The 18,583-nt window shown below is 57.0% G+C and carries 21 protein-coding genes; 14 read left to right on the forward strand and 7 right to left on the reverse strand.

The window, feature by feature from the left end; genetic code table 11:
- Positions 1–7 precede the first annotated feature (7 nt).
- Positions 8–1,231 (forward strand): cytochrome c, encoded by a 1,224-nt coding sequence (locus RHM59_RS25130; protein WP_322285674.1) that lies wholly within the window; start codon positions 8–10, stop codon positions 1,229–1,231.
- Between the two features lie 49 nt (positions 1,232–1,280).
- Here RHM59_RS25130 and RHM59_RS25135 read toward each other — a convergent pair whose 3' ends face one another.
- Positions 1,281–1,967 (reverse strand): hypothetical protein, encoded by a 687-nt coding sequence (locus RHM59_RS25135; protein ID WP_322168182.1) that lies wholly within the window; start codon positions 1,965–1,967, stop codon positions 1,281–1,283.
- A 98-nt stretch (positions 1,968–2,065) separates the two neighbouring features.
- Here RHM59_RS25135 and RHM59_RS25140 point away from each other — a divergent pair, with 98 nt between their 5' ends.
- Positions 2,066–2,365: a hypothetical protein gene (locus RHM59_RS25140; RefSeq protein ID WP_322168183.1), complete on the forward strand. Its 300-nt coding sequence runs from the start codon at positions 2,066–2,068 to the stop codon at positions 2,363–2,365.
- Positions 2,366–2,368: 3 nt separating this feature from the next.
- Here the strand turns inward: RHM59_RS25140 and RHM59_RS25145 are convergent, their stop codons facing one another.
- On the reverse strand, positions 2,369–2,842 hold the full coding sequence (locus RHM59_RS25145; protein ID WP_322168184.1) for a cyclic nucleotide-binding domain-containing protein: 474 nt from the start codon (positions 2,840–2,842) through the stop codon (positions 2,369–2,371).
- 708 nt (positions 2,843–3,550) lie between these two features.
- The gene (locus tag RHM59_RS25150; RefSeq protein WP_322168185.1) at positions 3,551–5,605 is read right to left on the reverse strand and encodes a S9 family peptidase; all 2,055 of its coding nucleotides are present in this window, start codon (positions 5,603–5,605) and stop codon (positions 3,551–3,553) included.
- Between the two features lie 162 nt (positions 5,606–5,767).
- Here RHM59_RS25150 and RHM59_RS25155 point away from each other — a divergent pair, with 162 nt between their 5' ends.
- The 6 genes from RHM59_RS25155 (at position 5,768) to RHM59_RS25180 (ending at position 10,290) form a co-directional block, all read left to right on the forward strand.
- Positions 5,768–6,253: an MFS transporter gene (locus RHM59_RS25155; RefSeq protein ID WP_322168186.1), complete on the forward strand. Its 486-nt coding sequence runs from the start codon at positions 5,768–5,770 to the stop codon at positions 6,251–6,253.
- Positions 6,254–6,330: 77 nt separating this feature from the next.
- On the forward strand, positions 6,331–7,104 hold the full coding sequence (locus RHM59_RS25160) for a class II glutamine amidotransferase (protein WP_322168187.1): 774 nt from the start codon (positions 6,331–6,333) through the stop codon (positions 7,102–7,104).
- 13 nt (positions 7,105–7,117) lie between these two features.
- Positions 7,118–7,642, forward strand: a complete 525-nt coding sequence (locus RHM59_RS25165) for a DUF2937 family protein (RefSeq protein ID WP_322168188.1) — start codon at positions 7,118–7,120, stop codon at positions 7,640–7,642.
- A 271-nt stretch (positions 7,643–7,913) separates the two neighbouring features.
- Entirely contained in the window at positions 7,914–8,666 is a 753-nt protein-coding gene (locus RHM59_RS25170) for a 5-oxoprolinase subunit PxpA (RefSeq protein WP_322168189.1), read from the forward strand.
- Entirely contained in the window at positions 8,663–9,367 is a 705-nt protein-coding gene (pxpB, locus tag RHM59_RS25175) for a 5-oxoprolinase subunit PxpB (RefSeq protein ID WP_322285675.1), read from the forward strand. Before RHM59_RS25170 ends, pxpB begins: the two co-directional genes overlap by 4 nt.
- Positions 9,364–10,290 carry a biotin-dependent carboxyltransferase family protein gene (locus tag RHM59_RS25180; RefSeq protein WP_322285676.1) on the forward strand — a complete coding sequence of 309 codons (927 nt, stop codon included), beginning with the start codon at positions 9,364–9,366 and terminating at the stop codon, positions 10,288–10,290. The genes pxpB and RHM59_RS25180 overlap by 4 nt, the downstream gene beginning before the upstream one ends.
- A gap of 98 nt (positions 10,291–10,388) precedes the next feature.
- On the opposite strand, the gene RHM59_RS25185 is transcribed toward RHM59_RS25180, so the two are convergent.
- The 3 genes from RHM59_RS25185 to RHM59_RS25195 all read right to left on the reverse strand — a co-directional run bounded on the left by RHM59_RS25185 (position 10,389) and on the right by RHM59_RS25195 (position 13,099).
- A complete protein-coding gene (locus RHM59_RS25185; RefSeq protein WP_322168192.1) occupies positions 10,389–10,652 on the reverse strand; it encodes a hypothetical protein in 264 nt (87 codons plus the stop codon).
- 361 nt (positions 10,653–11,013) lie between these two features.
- Positions 11,014–12,192 carry a VWA domain-containing protein gene (locus tag RHM59_RS25190; protein ID WP_322168193.1) on the reverse strand — a complete coding sequence of 393 codons (1,179 nt, stop codon included), beginning with the start codon at positions 12,190–12,192 and terminating at the stop codon, positions 11,014–11,016.
- Between the two features lie 61 nt (positions 12,193–12,253).
- Positions 12,254–13,099, reverse strand: coding sequence for a MoxR family ATPase (locus RHM59_RS25195; protein ID WP_322168194.1), 846 nt, complete (start codon positions 13,097–13,099; stop codon positions 12,254–12,256).
- Between the two features lie 193 nt (positions 13,100–13,292).
- On the opposite strand from RHM59_RS25195, the gene RHM59_RS25200 reads away from it, so the two are divergent.
- Complete coding sequence (locus RHM59_RS25200; RefSeq protein ID WP_322285677.1) at positions 13,293–13,523, forward strand: DUF4160 domain-containing protein; 231 nt, start codon at positions 13,293–13,295, stop codon at positions 13,521–13,523.
- A complete protein-coding gene (locus RHM59_RS25205) occupies positions 13,520–14,035 on the forward strand; it encodes a DUF2442 domain-containing protein (protein WP_322285678.1) in 516 nt (171 codons plus the stop codon). Before RHM59_RS25200 ends, RHM59_RS25205 begins: the two co-directional genes overlap by 4 nt.
- 7 nt (positions 14,036–14,042) lie before the next feature.
- Here RHM59_RS25205 and RHM59_RS25210 read toward each other — a convergent pair whose 3' ends face one another.
- The gene (locus tag RHM59_RS25210; protein WP_322168197.1) at positions 14,043–15,113 is read right to left on the reverse strand and encodes a DUF748 domain-containing protein; all 1,071 of its coding nucleotides are present in this window, start codon (positions 15,111–15,113) and stop codon (positions 14,043–14,045) included.
- A gap of 123 nt (positions 15,114–15,236) precedes the next feature.
- On the opposite strand from RHM59_RS25210, the gene cysK reads away from it, so the two are divergent.
- The 4 genes from cysK to RHM59_RS25230 all read left to right on the forward strand — a co-directional run bounded on the left by cysK (position 15,237) and on the right by RHM59_RS25230 (position 18,580).
- Entirely contained in the window at positions 15,237–16,208 is a 972-nt protein-coding gene (cysK, locus tag RHM59_RS25215) for a cysteine synthase A (RefSeq protein ID WP_322285679.1), read from the forward strand.
- Positions 16,209–16,400: 192 nt separating this feature from the next.
- Complete coding sequence (locus tag RHM59_RS25220) at positions 16,401–17,339, forward strand: aspartyl/asparaginyl beta-hydroxylase domain-containing protein (protein WP_322168199.1); 939 nt, start codon at positions 16,401–16,403, stop codon at positions 17,337–17,339.
- Positions 17,340–17,432: 93 nt separating this feature from the next.
- Entirely contained in the window at positions 17,433–17,600 is a 168-nt protein-coding gene (locus RHM59_RS25225) for a hypothetical protein (RefSeq protein ID WP_322285680.1), read from the forward strand.
- 113 nt (positions 17,601–17,713) lie between these two features.
- A complete protein-coding gene (locus RHM59_RS25230; RefSeq protein WP_322168201.1) occupies positions 17,714–18,580 on the forward strand; it encodes a DMT family transporter in 867 nt (288 codons plus the stop codon).
- Positions 18,581–18,583: the final 3 nt, after the last annotated feature.

Genomic DNA, 18,583 nt, shown 5'->3' on the forward strand with positions numbered 1-18,583 from the left:
AGCTGCCATGAACGTCGTTAAGTATGCGTTTGCTTTCGTGGCGGCTGGGTTGGCGCTGTCCGCCAATGCGGCCGATTCTACCTTGATCAGCAAAGGTGAATACCTCACCCGCGCCGCCGATTGCGTGGCCTGCCACCTGGCGCCCGGCGGTAAACCCTTCGCGGGTGGACTGGGTTTTAAATTGCCCTTCGGAACGCTGTACTCCCCGAACATTACGCCCGACAAGGACACCGGGATTGGGAACTGGACCGACGATGAGTTTGTCAGCGCTTTGCAGCAGGGCGTCGGCAAGGACGGGAAACATTACTACCCGGCCTTTCCGTACACGTCCTACACCTTGATGCCCCGTGAAGACATTTTGGCGATCAAGGCGTACTTGTTCAGCCTTGCGCCCGTCCAGCAAAAGCCTCAGGAAAATGAACTGTCGTTTCCGTTCAATCAGCGCTGGGGGATGTTCTTCTGGAACCTGGTGTTCAACGCCAATGAGCGGTTCACGCCGGACGCCAAGCAATCGGTAGAGTGGAATCGCGGTGCTTATCTGGTCCAGGGGCCGGGGCACTGCGGCGAATGTCATTCACCCCGCAATTTGTTCCAGGCGGTGAGTGCCAGCCACTCGCTGGCGGGCAATCTGCTGGGCAATTGGCAGGCTTATAACATCAGCTCAGATGTGAAAAGGGGCATCGGCGCTTGGCCAAATGAGGCGCTGATCAGCTATATGGCGCAAGGGTATGCGCCGGGCTACGGCGGAGCGGGTGGACCGATGGCGGATGTGGTCGAGCACAGCTTGCAGTACCTCGATCCGGCTGACTTGAAAGCGATAGCGGTGTACCTCAAAACCACAACCGCCCGCGCTGAAGGCGTGTCGCGCCCAGCAGTTGCGATCAATGCGGCGTCGATGGACAGCAGTTATGCGCTGGGCAGGAAGATTTTCAGCGACGCGTGCTCGGCGTGCCACCGCTTGGACGGAAGCGGAAACCAAACCCCGGTTGCCACGCTGTCAGGGCTGAAAACCGTCAATGACCCTGCTGGCACTAACCTGGTCGCGACGCTGCTGAGCGGGCATAACCTCGTCATGTCGCCGGTTGATCAGAAAATGCCGGACTTTGCACGGGCTTACAACGACGTCGAGCTGGCAGCTGTCAGCACCTTTGTATTGCGTCGCTTTGGGCAAAACGACGCGCAGGTCAAACCGGCGGATGTGGCAAAGAGCCGAGAAAGCGCCTTGCACTGAGGGCTTAAAACCCATGGCGTACCGGTTCGCCGGTAAGCCATGCCCCTGCTTAGCCTTTGAGTTTTTCCGCAATCCAGATGGTGTGCCGCGTGCCTTTGTTGCCATGGGCAAAGACTTGCACTTCTTCAGCTTTAAAACCGGCTTTGCGTAGTTTGTCGGAGAACTTGGTGTCAGCGCTGGCCGACCACACGGCGAGAATGCCTTTGGGGCGCAAGGCATGGGCGCACGCACTCAGACCACCGGACGAATACAGCCAACTGTTGGCTTTCTGCGTCAGGCCTTCCGGGCCGTTATCGACGTCCAGCATGATGGCGTCGAAACCATTGGGTTCGCTCTTGAGCACCAGCGCGACATCTTCAATCACGATTTTTGCCCGAGGATCGAGCAGAGGATTGCCGGCTTTTTCACCCAGCGGCCCACGGTTCCACTCGACCACGCCTGGCACCAATTCGGCCACCACGACTTCCGCGTTTTTGCCCAAATGTTTAAGCGCAGAGGCCAAGGTAAAACCCATGCCCAGCCCGCCGATCAATACCCGTGGAAGCACGCGGTGGGTGACTTTTTTGCAGGGGATTTCGGCCAGTGCATCTTCAGAGCCGTGCATGCGTGTGTTCATCAATTGGCCGCCATCGCCGCCCTGAATCTTGATCACAAAATCTTCGCCGTACTCGAACAGGCACAAGGCACCGCCATTATCGGGAATCGGAGTGGTGTCGAGTAGAACGAAACGTTTCATGGAGAACTCATCGAGAGGGTGATTTTTCAGAGGGCAACTTTGTCGCGCAAGGAGTAGCCTGAGCCGGACTAAAATAAGGCAGACATCGGAGGCCATTGATGAAGTGTTCTATTCTAACGGCGATTGTCCTGATGACGCTCTCGGTAACTGCTATTGGTGCAGACAATCTGCAAACAGGCCCCGGTGCAGCGGAGCCTGGTTCGCCGGGTACCGCAACACCGACACCCTATCCACAAGTCGCACCACCGAGCATTCCCCGCACCGGTGGCAATGAAGGAAATCCACCGCTGTTGCCGAAGATAGACATCCCGGGGCCACCGAAAGACCCATCATTACCGGGACTACAGAACGAAGTGTCCAACAGCCCGGATAAAGTCGGTCCGCCGAAAAATCCGTAGCGATCATTCCTGCTGCGAAAGCAATTGCCCATCCGCCATACGCAGCCTCCGGGACAGCGCGACGGCGATGGCGCGGATGATTTTCGCAGCAGTCTTAGGAGCCTCATTGAGCATTTTGTCCAAGGAGTCCTTGCCCAGGTTCAACAGCTGACAGTCGGCGGCGGCGATGCAACTGGCGGATCGACGTTCGCCATCCAGCACCGCCATTTCACCGAACGCACGGCCTTTGCGTAACGTTGCGATCTCGACCGGTTGTTCATTGCTGTTGAGCTTGCGCACCGACACCGTGCCCGAGTGGATGATGCACATGAAACTGCCCGCATCCCCCTCGTGGAAAATCGCCTCGCCCTGATTGATGGCGCTGATGCTGAAATAACCCGCCGCCGCCTGAAAGTCAGCGGGCAGCAGTGTGTTAAACAGACCGCAGTCCATTAACAGGTCGCGAATTTCTTTGTTCAGGTAAGTCGGTTCTGACATGGCTCAACAGTCTTGTTTGGATGGAGGGGAAAACCGGCGCGTTTACGATCTGTAGACAGCCAACTTGTTGGCGAGGCGATTTGATTCGGCGTGTCAGAGATAAGCCGCTTCGCGAACAAGTTCGCTCTTATCAAACTACTTTTTAATCTTTTAAAAACAACGGGTTGGCGCTGTGTTTTTGTGTGTATATCCGGCCTTTGTGGTTGCTGAAATTATGGTTTCGCTTTTACAGCGAGGAACCTTTTTCAAACGCCAAAAAGGTCCCGCCAAAAGGGCTTGCCCCACCATGCGGAACCTCGCTTAGGCTCGGTCTTCCCTCACTCCGGCGTCGCTCCGGCGGTCGCCGTGAGCGGCCATCCCTGGCCGCGCACGGCTTACTCGGCATCCTTGCCTCGTCACCCCCTACGCAACGCCTGCGTTCGGCCGCATGGTTTCACGGGGCCTCTTTCCGCAATTCGATATTCAATTCACTGGCGATCTACAGGGAGGCGGCCATCTGAGCCAACTTGTTGGCGAAGGTCCTTCGGCCCTTGTCGCAGCCTTCGGCAGCGTCTACAAATGTGTGCATTGCGCGAAAAACTGTGGGACCGAATTTATTCGGGAAGGCTTCCGTCCTGACACGCTGCAATCTCGAAGCACACAAAGTGCTTCCCAGTTTGCTGCGCGACAGCGCAGCGTCGAAGACGTGGCGGACCCTCCTACAGAGATTCAAATACCTAACACTCTGAACACAAATGCGTATTCCAGCGCCACATCACGCAGGCCTTGATAGCGCCCACTCATGCCGCCATGCCCAGCGCCCAGTTCAGTTTTCAACAGCAACAGGTTGTCGTCGGTTTTGGTGGCGCGCAGTTTTGCCACCCACTTGGCCGCTTCCCAATACTGCACTCGGCTGTCGTTGTAGCCGGCTATCACCAAGGTCGCCGGGTAAGCCTGAGCGCTGACATTTTCATACGGCGCGTAACCCTTGATGCGTGCGTACACCTCTGCTTCTTGAGGGTTACCCCATTCGTCGTACTCAGTAACGGTCAGCGGCAGATCGGGATCAAGCATGGTGTTGAGCACGTCGACAAACGGTACTTCAGCGATGGCTGCTTTGAATAAATCAGGGCGTTGATTAAGGACAGCACCGATCAACAAACCGCCCGCGCTGCCACCGCTGATCACCAATTGCTCGGCGCTGGTCAGGCCGTTGCTGACGAGGTGTTCAGCACAGGCAATGAAGTCGCTGAAGGTGTTCTGTTTGTGTTCCTGTTTGCCATCGCGGTACCACCCTTCTCCCAATTCGCCACCGCCACGCACATGCGCGATGGCAAACGCGATGCCACGATCCAGCAGGCTCAAGCGCGAATGAGAAAACCACGGATCAAGGCTTTCACCGTAGGCGCCATAACCATAGAGGTACAGTGGCGTGGTCTGACCCAGTAATTCGCGTTTGACCACCAGACTGATCGGCACTTGGGTGCCATCGACGCCCGTCGCCCACAGTCGTTGACTGACGTAAGCATCGGCGTCAAACGGGCCAAGAACTGGGGTTTCTTTAAGTACCACTTGCTCGCCGCTGGCCAAGGTCAACTGACGGACTTGTGACGGACGGTTTAGCGATTGGTAACGCAGGCGAATCGTGTCGCTGTTGAATTCCAGCGTGTCCTGCACGTGCAAGCTGTACGCCGCGTCGGGCAATTGCACGCGGTAGGCAGGCTGGCTGCGTGGGTGGACTTCGATAATTGGCAACCCACCTTCGCGCAGGCTCAAGGTCATGCCTTTGGCGTTCAAGCTGATGCCTTCGAGCATCACCGTGTCGCTGTGGGCAACCAGGGTGTGCCACTGGTCGCGGGACGGCACGCCACTGGTTTGCTCGGCGGCTTGATAGAGGGCGAAATTGATACCGTCCTGATTGCTCCGAATCAGCCATGTCCATACGCCGTCGATTTGGCCGTGGTCGGGGGAGTAATCGTGGCCCTCGACACGGGGTGCGAGGCAGATAAACGCCTGCTCCGGTTTTTCCGCGTCCAGCACCCAGGCTTCGCTGGTGGTCTTGCTGTTGAGCGAGAGCACCAATTGCCGTTCCGAACTGCTGCGGTAGCAATGCAGAAAGAAGCGACCGTCTGGCTCGTTGAACACCAGGTCCGCCGACTCGTTGCCTAGCCGGTGGCGGTACAACTTGTGTGGGCGATGGGTCTCGTCCAGTTCACCGAAAAACAGCGTTTGGCTGTCGTTGGCCCAGGTCATGCTGCCATCGCAATCCTCGAACGGCAGGCTGGTCACTTGGCCAGTGCTCAGTTCTTTGACGAACAGCTGATACACCTCTTCGCCGCTGCTATCGAGGCTGTAGGCCAGCCGTTGATGGTCGGGACTGATACTGAACGCGCCCAAGGAGAAGAAACCACCGGCGGCCAGTACGTTGGGGTCCAGCAATAACGCTTGCTGACTTTCATCGATGGTCAATGAATCATCGGCCGGGCGTGGGCAGCGATAGTGCCGCGCGTATTCGTCGCCCTCGGTGGTGCGGGTGTAATACAGGAAAGGCCCCCACGGCGAGGGCAGCGACAGGTCAGTCTCAAGAATGCGCGCTTTGATTTCCTGAAACAGCGACTCGCGCAAGGCGTCCTGATCCGCCAGTTCGGCGTGCTGATAATCGTTTTCGGCCTTGAGGTAATCAAGCACCTCTTCGGTGTCGCGATTTTGCAGCCAGGCGTAAGGGTCGGAGCCCTCGTCCTTGCGCGCGATGGGTGCGATGGCGTGATGTTTGGATGACGGCATGCTGGACTCTCTATAAGGCAATCGGCCCCGCTAGCAACGCGGGAAGGCCAGGGCTTGGCTGGTTCTTACCGTCAACGGCAGTCGATTACTGACGTCGGGGAAGCCGGGCTAACGAAAAGCCGTTATCATAAGCGCCTCTTTGCCTGGCTTACCACGAACGTCATGAACGAGAACGACTACCTGATCGCCTGGGGCGTTTATGCTTTTGCTGCACTCGGCTGCCTATTGGTCGTGTTCAAGATGACCGGTTGGATGTGGCGCTTCCTGCGTGAACCCTTGCGGGTACTGGTTGCGGTGCTGCTGTTCAGCCCTACGATCATTGATCCGGTGAAAGAACAGTTTGCGCCTGCCGTGGCAATGACTGCGCTGGATCTGGCCTTCAAGGTCAATACCAATATCTGGCGAGCGGTCTCGGATTTGGCCATGTACGCCATGATCGCCGCAGGCCTATATGTCATTTTCATCTTGATCCGCTGGCCCATCGAAAAACGCCGTCGGGCCAACCAGCCCAAAGCGCCTACTGAGCCAAGCGCCTCCTTGCCGGTTGCTGACGAACCTTTTGCTCCGGTCGACGATGACGGTTACGGTCGCAAACCCGCAGCACTTCCAGGCGCCAGCAGCCGTATACGGGTTGAGCCGCGCCTGTAGCCATCGCTTCGTTGGCGCCGCGCCTGATCCTCTCAGGCGCACCCCGCAGTGCTGAACGTATTGAAGCGAGAGTGAACATGTGTGAACTATTGGGCATGAGCGCCAACGTCCCAACCGATATCGTGTTCAGCTTCACCGGGCTGATGCAGCGCGGCGGCCGAACCGGACCGCATCGCGACGGCTGGGGCATCGCATTTTACGAAGGACGCGGTTTGCGCCTGTTTCAAGACCCGGCTGCCAGCAGCGAATCGCAAGTCGCGCAACTGGTGCAGCGTTATCCGATCAAAAGCGAAGTCGTGATTGGCCATATCCGGCAGGCCAATGTCGGCAAAGTCTGCCTGGCCAACACCCATCCGTTTGCCCGTGAGCTGTGGGGTCGCAATTGGTGCTTCGCACATAACGGTCAACTGGCGGACTTCAACCCTCGTGCGACGTTTTATCGCCCGGTGGGGGATACCGACAGCGAAGCGGCGTTCTGCGACCTGCTCAATCGAGTCCGTGAAGCGTTCCCGGAACCGGTCGAGATCGAACAGTTACTGCCTTCGCTGGTGCAAGCCTGTGCCGACTATCGCAATAAAGGCGTGTTCAATTGTCTGCTCAGCGACGGTGACTGGTTGTTCTGTTTTTGCTCCACCAAGCTGGCCCACATTACCCGTCGCGCACCTTTCGGCCCGGCGCGCTTGAAGGACGTCGACGTGATTGTCGACTTCCAGGCTGAAACTACCGCCAACGACGTTGTCACAGTTATGGCGACTGAACCGCTGACCGAGAACGAAACCTGGACGCGGTATGAGCCGGGAGAATGGGATTTATGGCGTCGCGGCGAACGCGTGGCCCACGGCAAAGCCTGAAGGAGAAGGACCTATGCTGCGAAGCTATCTGCGATTAGTGCTGTTCACGGCGGGCTTGTTGATTGGGGTACAAATCCCCGGTTTTATCAGCGATTACACCAAGCGCGTAGAAGCGCACATGATCGAGGCGCAACAAGGCCTCAAAGGCTACAAAGACACGGCACAGCAATTCTTCAGCGGCGATTTGCAGGCGTTGGTTGCGCATTACCGAGCCAGCGATGACCCAGTGTTTCGCAGCGATGCTGACAGCCTTAACCAGTTGCTGATGCGAAATCAGGCATTGGATCAGGAATGGCAAGCGATGCAAGCGCCGTGGTACGCCCGCGCTTGGCACGTAGCGACCTCCGCCAACCCGGACATTCGCCGGGAAACGTTAAATGCGTACACCTACCAAGTGCTATTGGTCCCGGAAGTCATCGGCTGGGGCATCGTCTGCGCCTTGCTACTGGCGTTGGTCGTAGAAAGCTTCTTCCTGCTAATCGGCTGGGTGATTTTCGGCGGACGGCGCAGAACGCCTGTGCTGGAGCGGGATCGATAGGTGTGGGTTCCAGACGCCGTTGATAGCAAGCAGCCGCAGACATTGTGGGAGCAGGCTTGCCTGCGAAGAGCCTCGTCATCGCAGCGCTGACGTCGATCAGAAATCCGGGGTGCCTGCATTGACGCTTTCGTTGGCAAGCCCACACACACACAGACTTAGGCAGACACGAAAGGGTAGGCACTGAAAATCTTATCGCAGCCTCGGCAGCTCCTGCGCAAATGTTAAGACTTCAGATGCCCCTGAACCATTCAACGCACACAGGAGATTTCCTTTGCGCCGCCTGTTATTGAATTGCGACATCGGTGAAAGCTACGGCGCCTGGACCATGGGTCTGGACGCTGAAGTCATGCCCTTTATCGACTGCGCCAATATCGCCTGCGGTTTCCACGCCGGTGACCCGAGTGTGATGCGCAAAACCGTAAGCCTAGCGCTGTCCCATAACGTGATGATCGGCGCCCACCCGGCATACCCTGATCTGGTCGGTTTTGGCCGGCGTTCCATGGCGTGCAGCGCCGCCGAGCTTGAAGACCTGCTGCATTACCAGATCGGCGCGCTGGACGGTATTTGCCGGGCGCAAGGCAGTCGCGTGCACTACGTTAAACCCCACGGGGCGATGTACAACGACATGATGGCCAAACCCGACCAGATGCGTACGGTCATCCAGGCCATCGCCCGCTACGACGTCCATTTACCGCTGATGTTGTTGTCCACCCGCGATAACAGTGCGGCGCAAGCGTTGGGCGATGAGTTTGGCGTGCAGTTGTGGTTTGAGGCCTTCGCCGACCGGGCGTACGACCCTGCAGGCCATCTGGTTTCAAGGCAATTGCCGGGTGCTGTTCACCATGACCCGGAAACGATCATTGCCCAGGCACTGACCTTAGCGCGTGGGGAAATCTTACGTGCGTCGGACGGCAGCGACCTGTTACTGACCACCGACACGCTGTGCGTGCATGGCGACAACATCAGCTCGGTGGCCGCCGTGCAACGCATTCGACAGGCGCTGGGTGAGCTGCGATCGTCATGAAGGTGCCGATCGAAGTGGTGGCCATCGACTGCCTCATGGTGAGGCTGTTCGAGGTCATCGACCAAGCCAACATGCCGTGGATGTTGGCCGCCGTAGCGCGTTTGCGCGAACACTTTGCAAGCACTCTGATTGATTTAGTGCCGTCCTACACCACGCTGATGGTTCATTACGACCTGACGCAGCTGAACCCGAATCAAGCCCGTGAGTTGATACACGCCGCGTTGACCGATTTAGCCCCAGATCCACACGCCAATGGCACGCACCATGTGTTGCCGGTCTGGTACGACCCGAGCGTCGGACCTGAACTGAGCTTGCTGGCGAAACGCAGCGGCTTGAGCGTCCGTGAAGTCATTGCCTGCCACAGCCAGCGCGAGTATCAGGTGTTCGCGCTGGGCTTTGCGCCAGGATTCGCCTTTATGGGTCTGGTCGAAGAAATCATTGCCGCACCGCGTTTGAACACCCCTCGCAAACGCGTCGCAGCGGGTAGCGTCGGCATCGCCGAACGCCAGACGGCTGCTTATCCCGTGGTCTCGCCCGGTGGCTGGAACTTGATCGGCCGCACGCCCAGCCTTCTGTTTGATCGGCAGCGTGAGGGTTACAGCTTGATGCAGCCTGGCGACAGCGTGAGCTTTGCATCCATAGACCATGCCGAGTTTATTCGCTTGGGTGGCGACGACACGCCATTGACGGGCCAAGCATGAGCGCGTTGTTGATCGAAACCAGTACGCCGCTGTGCCTGCTGCAAGACGCCGGTCGTTTCGGCGTGCGGCATTTGGGCGTAACCCAAGGCGGGGCGGCAGATTGGGTCTCGATGTCGTTGGCCAATAAGCTGCTGGGCAACCCGCTGGACGCCGCCGTGGTCGAAGTGACCCTTGGTGGTATGACCCTGCTCGCCGAGGAGGATTGCTGCCTGGCGTTGGCGGGTGCTGATCTCGACGCCATGCTCGACAGCCGGCCACTTAAGCCATGGCGCAGTTTTTTTATGGGCAAAGGCCAGCGATTACGCTTTAACCGGCCCATCGTCGGTGCACGTGCCTATTTGGCGGCACCGGGTGGTTTCACTGCGCCAGCGGTGTTGGGCAGTTGCTCGACCGTGGTACGCGAAGCACTCGGCGGTCTTGATGGCTTGGGTAAGCCGCTGGGCAAAGGTGACCGGTTAAGCTACTCCGGCGCGGCTTTCGTGCTGCAAGCATTACCCAATCAACAGATTCCAGATTTTGCTGTAAGCACTCCCTTAGACGTCGTACTGGGCGCTCAAATTGGCCAATTCAGCGGATTAAGCCTGTTCGACGCCTTCAACAGCGACTGGACCCTCGACACCCGCGCCGACCGCATGGGCATTCGTTTATTGGGACCTGCGTTGACCTATCTGGGCTCGCCGATGATTTCCGAAGGCATCCCTTTGGGCGCCCTACAAATCCCCCCCGACGGCCAACCCATCGTCCTGCTCAACGACCGACAAACCATCGGCGGCTATCCCCGACTGGGCGCGTTGACACCGTTGTCGTTGGCGAGATTGGCGCAATGCCTGCCGGGCAGCGTTATCCGCTTAAAGCCAATAGTCCAAAACACCGCGCATCAACAACAGGTGCGGTATTTGCAGGTGTTTAGCGGTCCAAGTTAATCTCCTCGACTGTAGGAGCCAACTTGTTGGCGAAGGAATGATGTGGTTGTCAGGTAACCTCTCTCGCCAACAAGTTGGCTCTACAGAGTGTGCGTACGTTAATCCTTGTCGGTTTTGTATTCAATCTTCCACGGCGAGTTCGCAGATGTTCTACCGAGTTCGTGAATCATCACCTTCTGACCCCGAACAGCGGTGAAGGTGTAGTACTTCACATCCAGATCATTGTCTAACGTTCCAGTCATGGTATTCAGTTTGTCCGGCAAGACAGTGTATTGCGGCTGCGCGATTTCGGTCTCGATCTCTTCTGTGTTCAAAAAAGACATTGCATTAACTGACTTGCCAGTTGCTCCCATGCGGCGCACAACTGCGTCCGCAGGAGAGTGGTCCTGTGGATTTGATTAAGTTAAATGTCGCTGTAGTGAGAGACATGTTGCCGTTGGATTTGCCAACTGAAATAAACAACACAAGACTGCCGAAGCTGCGAAGCCGGTACGGCTTTGGGATTTAATTGGCACGGTTGGTAGCGAGCAGCCGCAGAGACTGTGGGAGCAGGCTTGCCTGCGAAGAGGCCCGTCATCGCGCCGCCGATGTCGATCTGAAACCTGGGTTGACTGCAAGGACGCTTTCGTTGGCAACTCACACAGAGACTTAGGCCGACACGAAATAGTAGGTGCTGAAAAATCTATCGCAGCCTTCGGCAGCGCCTACAGGGGATTTATAGGTTCACTTTGCCAAAAACCGCATCCCTTCTTCCAGCCCGCGCAACGTCAGTGGATACATCTGATCGTCGATCAAGTCTCGGACGATGTTGGTCGATGTGCTGTAGGCCCAAGTGTCTTTCGGATACGGATTGATCCAGATGAGCTTTTTGTATTTCTCTTTGAAACGCTGCATCCAGGCGTAGCCGGGCTCTTCGTTCCAGTGTTCGACGCTGCCGCCTGCTTGGGTAATTTCGTAGGGCGCCATGGCGGCGTCGCCGATGAAGATTACTTTGTAGTCGGCGCCGTATTTGTTCAGCAAATCCTGAGTGGCGGTGGATTCTGAGCTGCGGCGCAGATTGTTTTTCCACACCGATTCATAAATGAAGTTGTGAAAGTAAAAGTACTCCAAGTGTTTGAACTCGGTCTTGCACGCGGAAAACAGTTCTTCACAGGTTTTGACGTGGGCGTCCATTGAGCCGCCGATGTCGAACAGCAACAGCAACTTGATGGTGTTGCGGCGTTCCGGGCGCATTTGGATGTTCAGCAAGCCGGCGTCGCGGGCGGTGTGGTCGATGGTGCCGTCGATGTCGAGTTCTTCAGCCGCACCCTGACGGGCAAATTTGCGTAAGCGACGCAGGGCAATCTTGATATTGCGGGTACCCAGCTCCACCGAATCATCGAGGTTTTTGTATTCGCGTTGCTCCCAGACTTTTACCGCTTTACCCTGGCGTGCGCCCGCGTCGCCGACCCGAATGCCTTCCGGGTTATACCCGCCTGAACCGAAAGGGCTAGTGCCGCCAGTGCCGATCCATTTATTGCCACCGGCGTGACGTTCTTTTTGCTCTTCCAGGCGTTTCTTAAACTCCTCGATCAGCTTGTCCAGGCCACCCAAGGTCTGGATCTGCGCACGTTCCTCTTCACTCAACGAGCGCTCGAATTCCTTGCGCAACCAATCTTCGGGAATCAGCGCTTTTAGATGATCGTCGAGTTTTTCGAGGCCGTTGAAATAGGCGCCGAACGCCCGGTCGAATTTGTCGAAGTGGCGTTCATCCTTGACTAGAATCGTGCGGGCGAGAAAGTAGAACTCGTCCATGTCAGCGAAGGTCACTCGCTGTTTAAGCGCATTGATCAAATCGAGCAGCTCCCGCACCGAGACCGGCACTTTGGCTGCGCGCATTTCATTGAACAGGTTGAGCAGCATGGCTGTCGCCCTTGATGTCGTGTGTCTGGACGCTGAGCGGTTCGGGCAGCGTGGTTCAGATTCAGCGGTTAACGCGACGGCTCATGAAGGCCAAGCGTTCGAGCAGCTGAACGTCTTGCTCGTTCTTGACCAGCGCACCCGCCAGCGGCGGAATGGCTTTGGTCGGATCACGCTCACGCAGCACCGCTTCACCAATGTTGTCGGCCATCAACAACTTCAGCCAGTCGACCAGTTCCGAGGTCGACGGTTTCTTCTTCAAACCGGGAACTTTGCGCACGTCGAAGAACACGTCGAGGGCTTCGCTGACCAACTCTTTTTTGATGTTCGGGTAATGCACGTCGACGATCTTTTGCAGGGTGACGCGATCCGGGAAGGCGATGTAATGAAAGAAGCAGCGGCGCAAGAACGCGTCTGGCAGCTCTTTTTCATTGTTTGACGTAATGATGATAATCGGACGGATTTTCGCTTTGATCGTCTCGTCGATCTCGTAAACGTAGAACTCCATCTTGTCGAGTTCTTGCAGCAGATCGTTGGGGAATTCGATGTCGGCCTTGTCGATTTCATCAATCAGCAAAATGACCCGCTCTTCGGCTTCAAAGGCTTCCCAGAGTTTGCCTTTCTTCAAGTAATTGCGCACGTCGTGGACTTTATCCACACCCAGTTGCGAATCGCGCAGGCGGCTCACCGCGTCGTACTCGTAGAGGCCTTGATGCGCCTTGGTGGTGGACTTGATGTGCCAGGTGATCAGGCGGGCACCGAAAGATTCAGCCAGTTGCTCGGCCAACATGGTTTTGCCGGTGCCAGGTTCGCCTTTGACCAGCAGGGGGCGTTCCAGAGTGATGGCTGCGTTGACCGCAAGCTTCAGGTCGTCGGTGGCGACGTAGGCGCTGGTGCCTTCAAACTTCATTTTGAAATCCTCGAACGGAGTCGCCGCAAAGGGCGTAATAAGGGGTTGCTCAATGTGCGGACTATAACGCGCAGGTCGGGCGACTGTGAACGCAGACGCGGCATTCAGTCTCTGAATGCCGTGTCACACTTTGACTCAGTTCAACGGTCTGCCATTATTGAGGTATAGCTAACTTGGCTATACCTTGTGTCGCATGTCGACCAAATACCGATTTCGCGAGAAATACCGTATCCAATTGCGCGAGAAGGACCCTCTGCCACCTCATGTTCACCTGACCGGTGGCGGTATCGATGTGTTGATCGGCCTGCGCTCAGTCGTGGCGATACGAGGGCATGCTCCCGCCGTAGTGCTGCCGGAAGCGTTGGATTGGATACGGGCTCACCAACAACAATTGATGGAGGAATGGACGCTATGGCATCCATGAAACGCCCCCGTCTGCAGGCTGTGCAGGCGACCCGTGATAACCGGTTGGCGTTGACGTTTATTGACGGTCAACACTTCATTCTGGACCTCACCGCTGACTTGGCCGATTACCCCGGTTTACAGCCGTTAACGCGCGACGGCGCTTTTGTCGGCGCGCAACTGGGTGATGATGGCTGGACCGTGGAATGGCCCGAGCTGGATATCCAGCTCGGCGCCGATACCCTTTACCTCGACGCGCAAGCTCAGGCAACAACGGACGAAAACACCCGCATCTTCATCGGTTGGCGTGCCCGTACCGGTTTGCCCTTGGCGCAAGCCGCGCAAGCGTTGGGCGTGAGTGCGCGAAGCATCTCCCGTTACAGCAATGCCCGAGAGCCCACACCGCGGACCTTGGCGTTGGCCTGTCTGGGCTGGGACGCACTGCAGCGCCAAGCGCCAAAGCTGCGCTTGGTTGCGGAAGACACGACGCAGTATTCAACCCCAAGCACGCCAGCAGTTGACAAAAAACGCTGACCCTTGATCACGGGGTTTTACCGTTGTCATAGCGAGTATTGAACGCTTGGATAAAACCGTTGTGCAGGATCTGCAAAAACGCCTGAAACGCGCTGATGTCCTGTTTGTGCACACTGCCACTGAGGTCAACACGGGTCGCAAACTGGTTTTTGTTCTGGTTCTTCAGCACCGCCTGGCTGGCGCCGACCACGGCTTCCCAGACTGAGCGGAAAAAGCTCTTGTTCTGGTTTTCCACATCCTGCTGCCAGTTGAACACTTCGACGTTGCGCAGCAGCGGTTTGATGTAGCCACTGAGTTGACCCTTGACCGCTTTGGCCTGGATCACCACATCGCCGTTACCAGCGTTAAAATCGAATTTTCCGTAGGCAGACGCAAAATCGTTGAGGCTTTTCAGTTCGATTCCGGTCGCGCGCAGGCGGAAGTCGAAATCTTCGAAATTACTGAACGGATCAAACGTGGCGGCGGTGTCCAAAGGCGCCTTGCCCATCAGCAAGGCTTTGCCTGAAAACCGGGCCTCACGCTGGCCTTTGGCGTCCGCCACGTTGGTCAGGTTGTACAAGCTGGCGTTGACTTTATCGGCTTCGATTTTGACTTTCGGAGTGGAGGTGAAATTGTTGAAAGTGATTTTGCCGTCACTGATACGAACTTCGTTGAGGGTGATGGGCAACAGTTTGTTCAGCTGGGCGCGCCAATCGGTGCCCTGACCGGTTTGCGACGCCTCCTTGTTGTCACCGCCGTCGACGAAGTTAAGCTCGGGGCTGACAAAGCGCACGCGCGCTACGACGGCGTGGTCGTACCACAAAGAGTGCCAGCTCACTGCCAAGTCGATGACGGGGATTTTGACGAACGGAACAGGCACGTTGCCGGAGACTTTCACAATATCGAGGCCGTTGATTTTATAAGCGCCACGCCACAAGGCTAAATCTACATCGGTGACCTGACCGCGGTAATCGCCCATGTCGGCGAGTTTTTCGTTCAGGTAGTTGCGCACCACATAGGGCAGGGCGATTTGCACCACAACCAGCAAGACTATGATACCCAGGACAGTCCACAGCGCGACGCTATAGCGACGTTTCATGATCAAAGCCTCCGTTTGCGTAAGCTGTTGACTGCCCGGTTTGGCATCCGTTCGCTGCACTGGACGCACGCAAGTTGGGGGCATAGGCTTTGCCCATTCGATAACGTGCACAAGGACACTGCCATGAGCCGCATTTATGCTGATAACGCCCATTCCATCGGCAACACGCCGCTGGTTCAGATCAACCGTATTGCACCACGCGGGGTCACTATCCTGGCCAAGATCGAAGGGCGCAACCCCGGTTATTCGGTTAAGTGCCGCATCGGTGCCAGCATGATTTGGGACGCTGAAAGCAGTGGCAAACTCAAACCCGGCATGACCATCGTTGAGCCGACCTCGGGTAACACCGGCATCGGCCTGGCATTCGTTGCCGCCGCACGGGGTTACAAACTGGTGCTGACCCCCGCATCGATGAGCATCGAGCGACGCAAGGTGCTCAAGGCGTTGGGCGCCGAGTTGGTGCTGACCGAGCCTGCCAAAGGGATGAAGGGCGCAATTGCCAAAGCTGAAGAACTGCTCGCCAGCGATCCGTCGAGCTACTTCATGCCGGGACAGTTTGATAACCCGGCCAACCCGGCGATTCACGAGAAGACCAGCGGCCCGGAAATCTGGAACGACACCGACGGTGCCATTGATGTGCTGGTCGCGGGCGTCGGTACTGGCGGCACCATTACCGGTATCTCGCGCTACATCAAAAACACGGCGGGCAAGCCGATTTTGTCGATAGCCGTAGAACCCAGCGTGTCGCCGATCATTACCCAGGCCATGGCCGGGCAAGACATCACCCCCAGCCCCCACAAGATTCAGGGCATCGGCGCCGGTTTCATCCCCAAGAATCTTGATCTTTCCGTTATTGATCGGGTCGAACTCGTTACGGACGAGGAGGCCAAGGCCATGGCCCTGCGTCTGATGCGTGAAGAAGGAATTTTGTGCGGTATTTCCTGTGGCGCGGCCATGGCGGCGGCGGTGCGGATGGCCGAAACCCCGGAAATGCAGGGTAAAACCATCGTCGTGATTCTGCCGGATTCGGGTGAGCGCTACCTGTCGAGCATGCTATTCAGTGACTTGTTCACTGATCAGGAAAACCAGCAGTAACGGTTCGTTGTTAACAGGCTGCTTTTTACCTGGCTCCTGAAGGCTTATCATGGCCGGCTTCAAATCCGCTTCAGTGTGCATTTCGCGAAGACGCAATGCAGAAGGCGGTTGCCCCTGGCGACAGCCCTCGGGATCACTAATCAGAACAGTGCCGCGTAGTGCAGTTATTTGCCTATTTTTCAGGAGTGTTTCATGACCTTTTCTTTTGCTGCCAAGGCATCGATTTTGATGCTCTTCCTGGGGAGCACGCTGTACGTCCACCTGCGCGGTAAGGCCCGGCTGCCGTTGTTGCGTCAGTTCGTCAACCATTCCGCGCTGTTCGCGCCCTACAACGCCTTGATGTATCTGTTCTCCGGCGTGCCCTCGAAGCCTTATCTGGACCGCAGCAAGTTCCCTGAAATGGACTTGCTCAAGGACAACTGGGAAATCATCCGCGACGAAGCCATGCATTTGTTCGACGAAGGTTATATACGCGCTGCTGCCAAGGACAACGACGCCGGCTTCGGTTCGTTCTTCAAGAAAGGCTGGAAGCGTTTTTACCTCAAGTGGTACGACAAAGCCTTGCCGTCCGCCGAGCTGCTGTGCCCGAAGACGGTCGAGCTGGTTAACCGAATCCCCAACGTCAAAGGTGCAATGTTTGCGCTGTTGCCGGGTGACAGCCATCTCAACCCACACCGCGACCCGTTCGCCGGTTCGCTGCGTTATCACTTAGGCTTGTCGACACCGAACTCCGATGACTGCCGCATCTATGTCGACGGTCAGGTCTATGCCTGGCGCGACGGTCAAGACGTTATGTTCGATGAGACCTACGTGCATTGGGTCAAGAATCAGACCGCGCAGACCCGGGTGATTCTGTTCTGTGACGTCGAGCGGCCTTTGAAATCGAAGCTCATGACCCGGATCAATCGTTCGATGAGCGCGTTTCTGGGTCGCGCTACCGCGCCGCAGAATCTCGACGATGAACGGGTCGGCGGCATCAATCAGGCGTACGCCTACAGCAAACGTTTCAGCAACAGCTTCAGCGGTGGCGTGAAAAAGTTGAAGCGCCGTTATCCCAAGGGCTACCGGGCAATGCGTCCAGTGCTGGCGATCATTGTGTTTACCTTGCTCGGTTATTGGCTGTTTGGCTGAAAACCTGATTGCACAATGCACCGGACGCTGGCTATAGTCGGCGTCGGTGCTCATCAGCCAGCACCCAACCCCATTCCAACGAAGAAGTGCACCATGCCTGCTTCCCACATCGAATTCCTGTTCGCCGCCGCAGCCTTCGCTGTTGCCGAACCGCGTGGGTGTCAGCAGTTGATCTTCCGCAGTCATTACCCGCCACCTTCACCTGTGACCGGCCCGGTAGCGTGCATTGCTGCACCGCCAAGCGTCGTCTTGCTGGGCTGATCGGCTTCTTTCGCCGATACCTGCGCCCGCACAACCATTCATACACTCACTGATTCGATCAAACCGAGTCGTGATGTCGCGCATCTAGCGCGCTTGAATCACAGGTGGCACTCATGTTTTTTTCCCGCGATGCGTTGGCCTCAATGGCCACAACCACGCTGTTCGTTTTGCTCTGGAGCAGCGGCGCAATATTTTCCAAATGGGGCTTGGCCCACGCCGCGCCGTTCGCTTTTCTGCTGGTGCGTTTCTCCTTGGCGCTGGTGGCGCTGGCCATTCTGATTCCGCTGCTGGGCTTCAAATTACCCCGCGCCCGTAAACCGCTGCTGTATGCCGCCGCGACCGGTGCGGTGTTGTTGGGCGCTTATCAGATTTTCTATCTGCTGGCGTTGGACCTCAAAGTCACGCCTGGCGTGATGGCCACCATCATGGGCGTGCAGCCGATCCTGACTGCGGTGGTGATGGAGCGCAGTCGCTCATGGACGCGTTTGTTCGGCTTGAGTCTGGGCCTGACCGGCTTGGTGTTGGTGGTGTATCAAGGCATCGGTCTAGGCGGGATGTCATTGGCGGGCATGGTGTTTGGATTGCTGGCGCTGGCAAGCATGACCTTTGGCTCGATCATGCAGAAACGCATCACCGACAACCCACTCGGAACCCTTCCGGTGCAATACCTTGCCGGGCTGCTGCTGTGCTCAGTGTTCGTGCCGTTTCAACCGTTCCACTTTGAACTCAGTACCGGCTTTATCGTGCCCGTGCTGTGGATGGGGCTGGTGGTTTCGGTGCTGGCCACTTTCCTGCTGTATCGACTGATCGCCCGTGGCAATTTGGTCAACGTGACCAGTCTGTTCTATTTGGTGCCAGCGGTAACGGCGGTGATGGATTACCTGATTTTTGGGAACCGACTCGCGCTGCTGAGCCTGTTCGGGATGCTGCTGATCATCATTGGGTTGGTGTTTGTGTTCCGTAAGCCGCGCGTCGTTTGATAT

This window comes from Pseudomonas sp. MH10, assembly GCF_034353045.1.
GTDB lineage: Bacteria > Pseudomonadota > Gammaproteobacteria > Pseudomonadales > Pseudomonadaceae > Aquipseudomonas.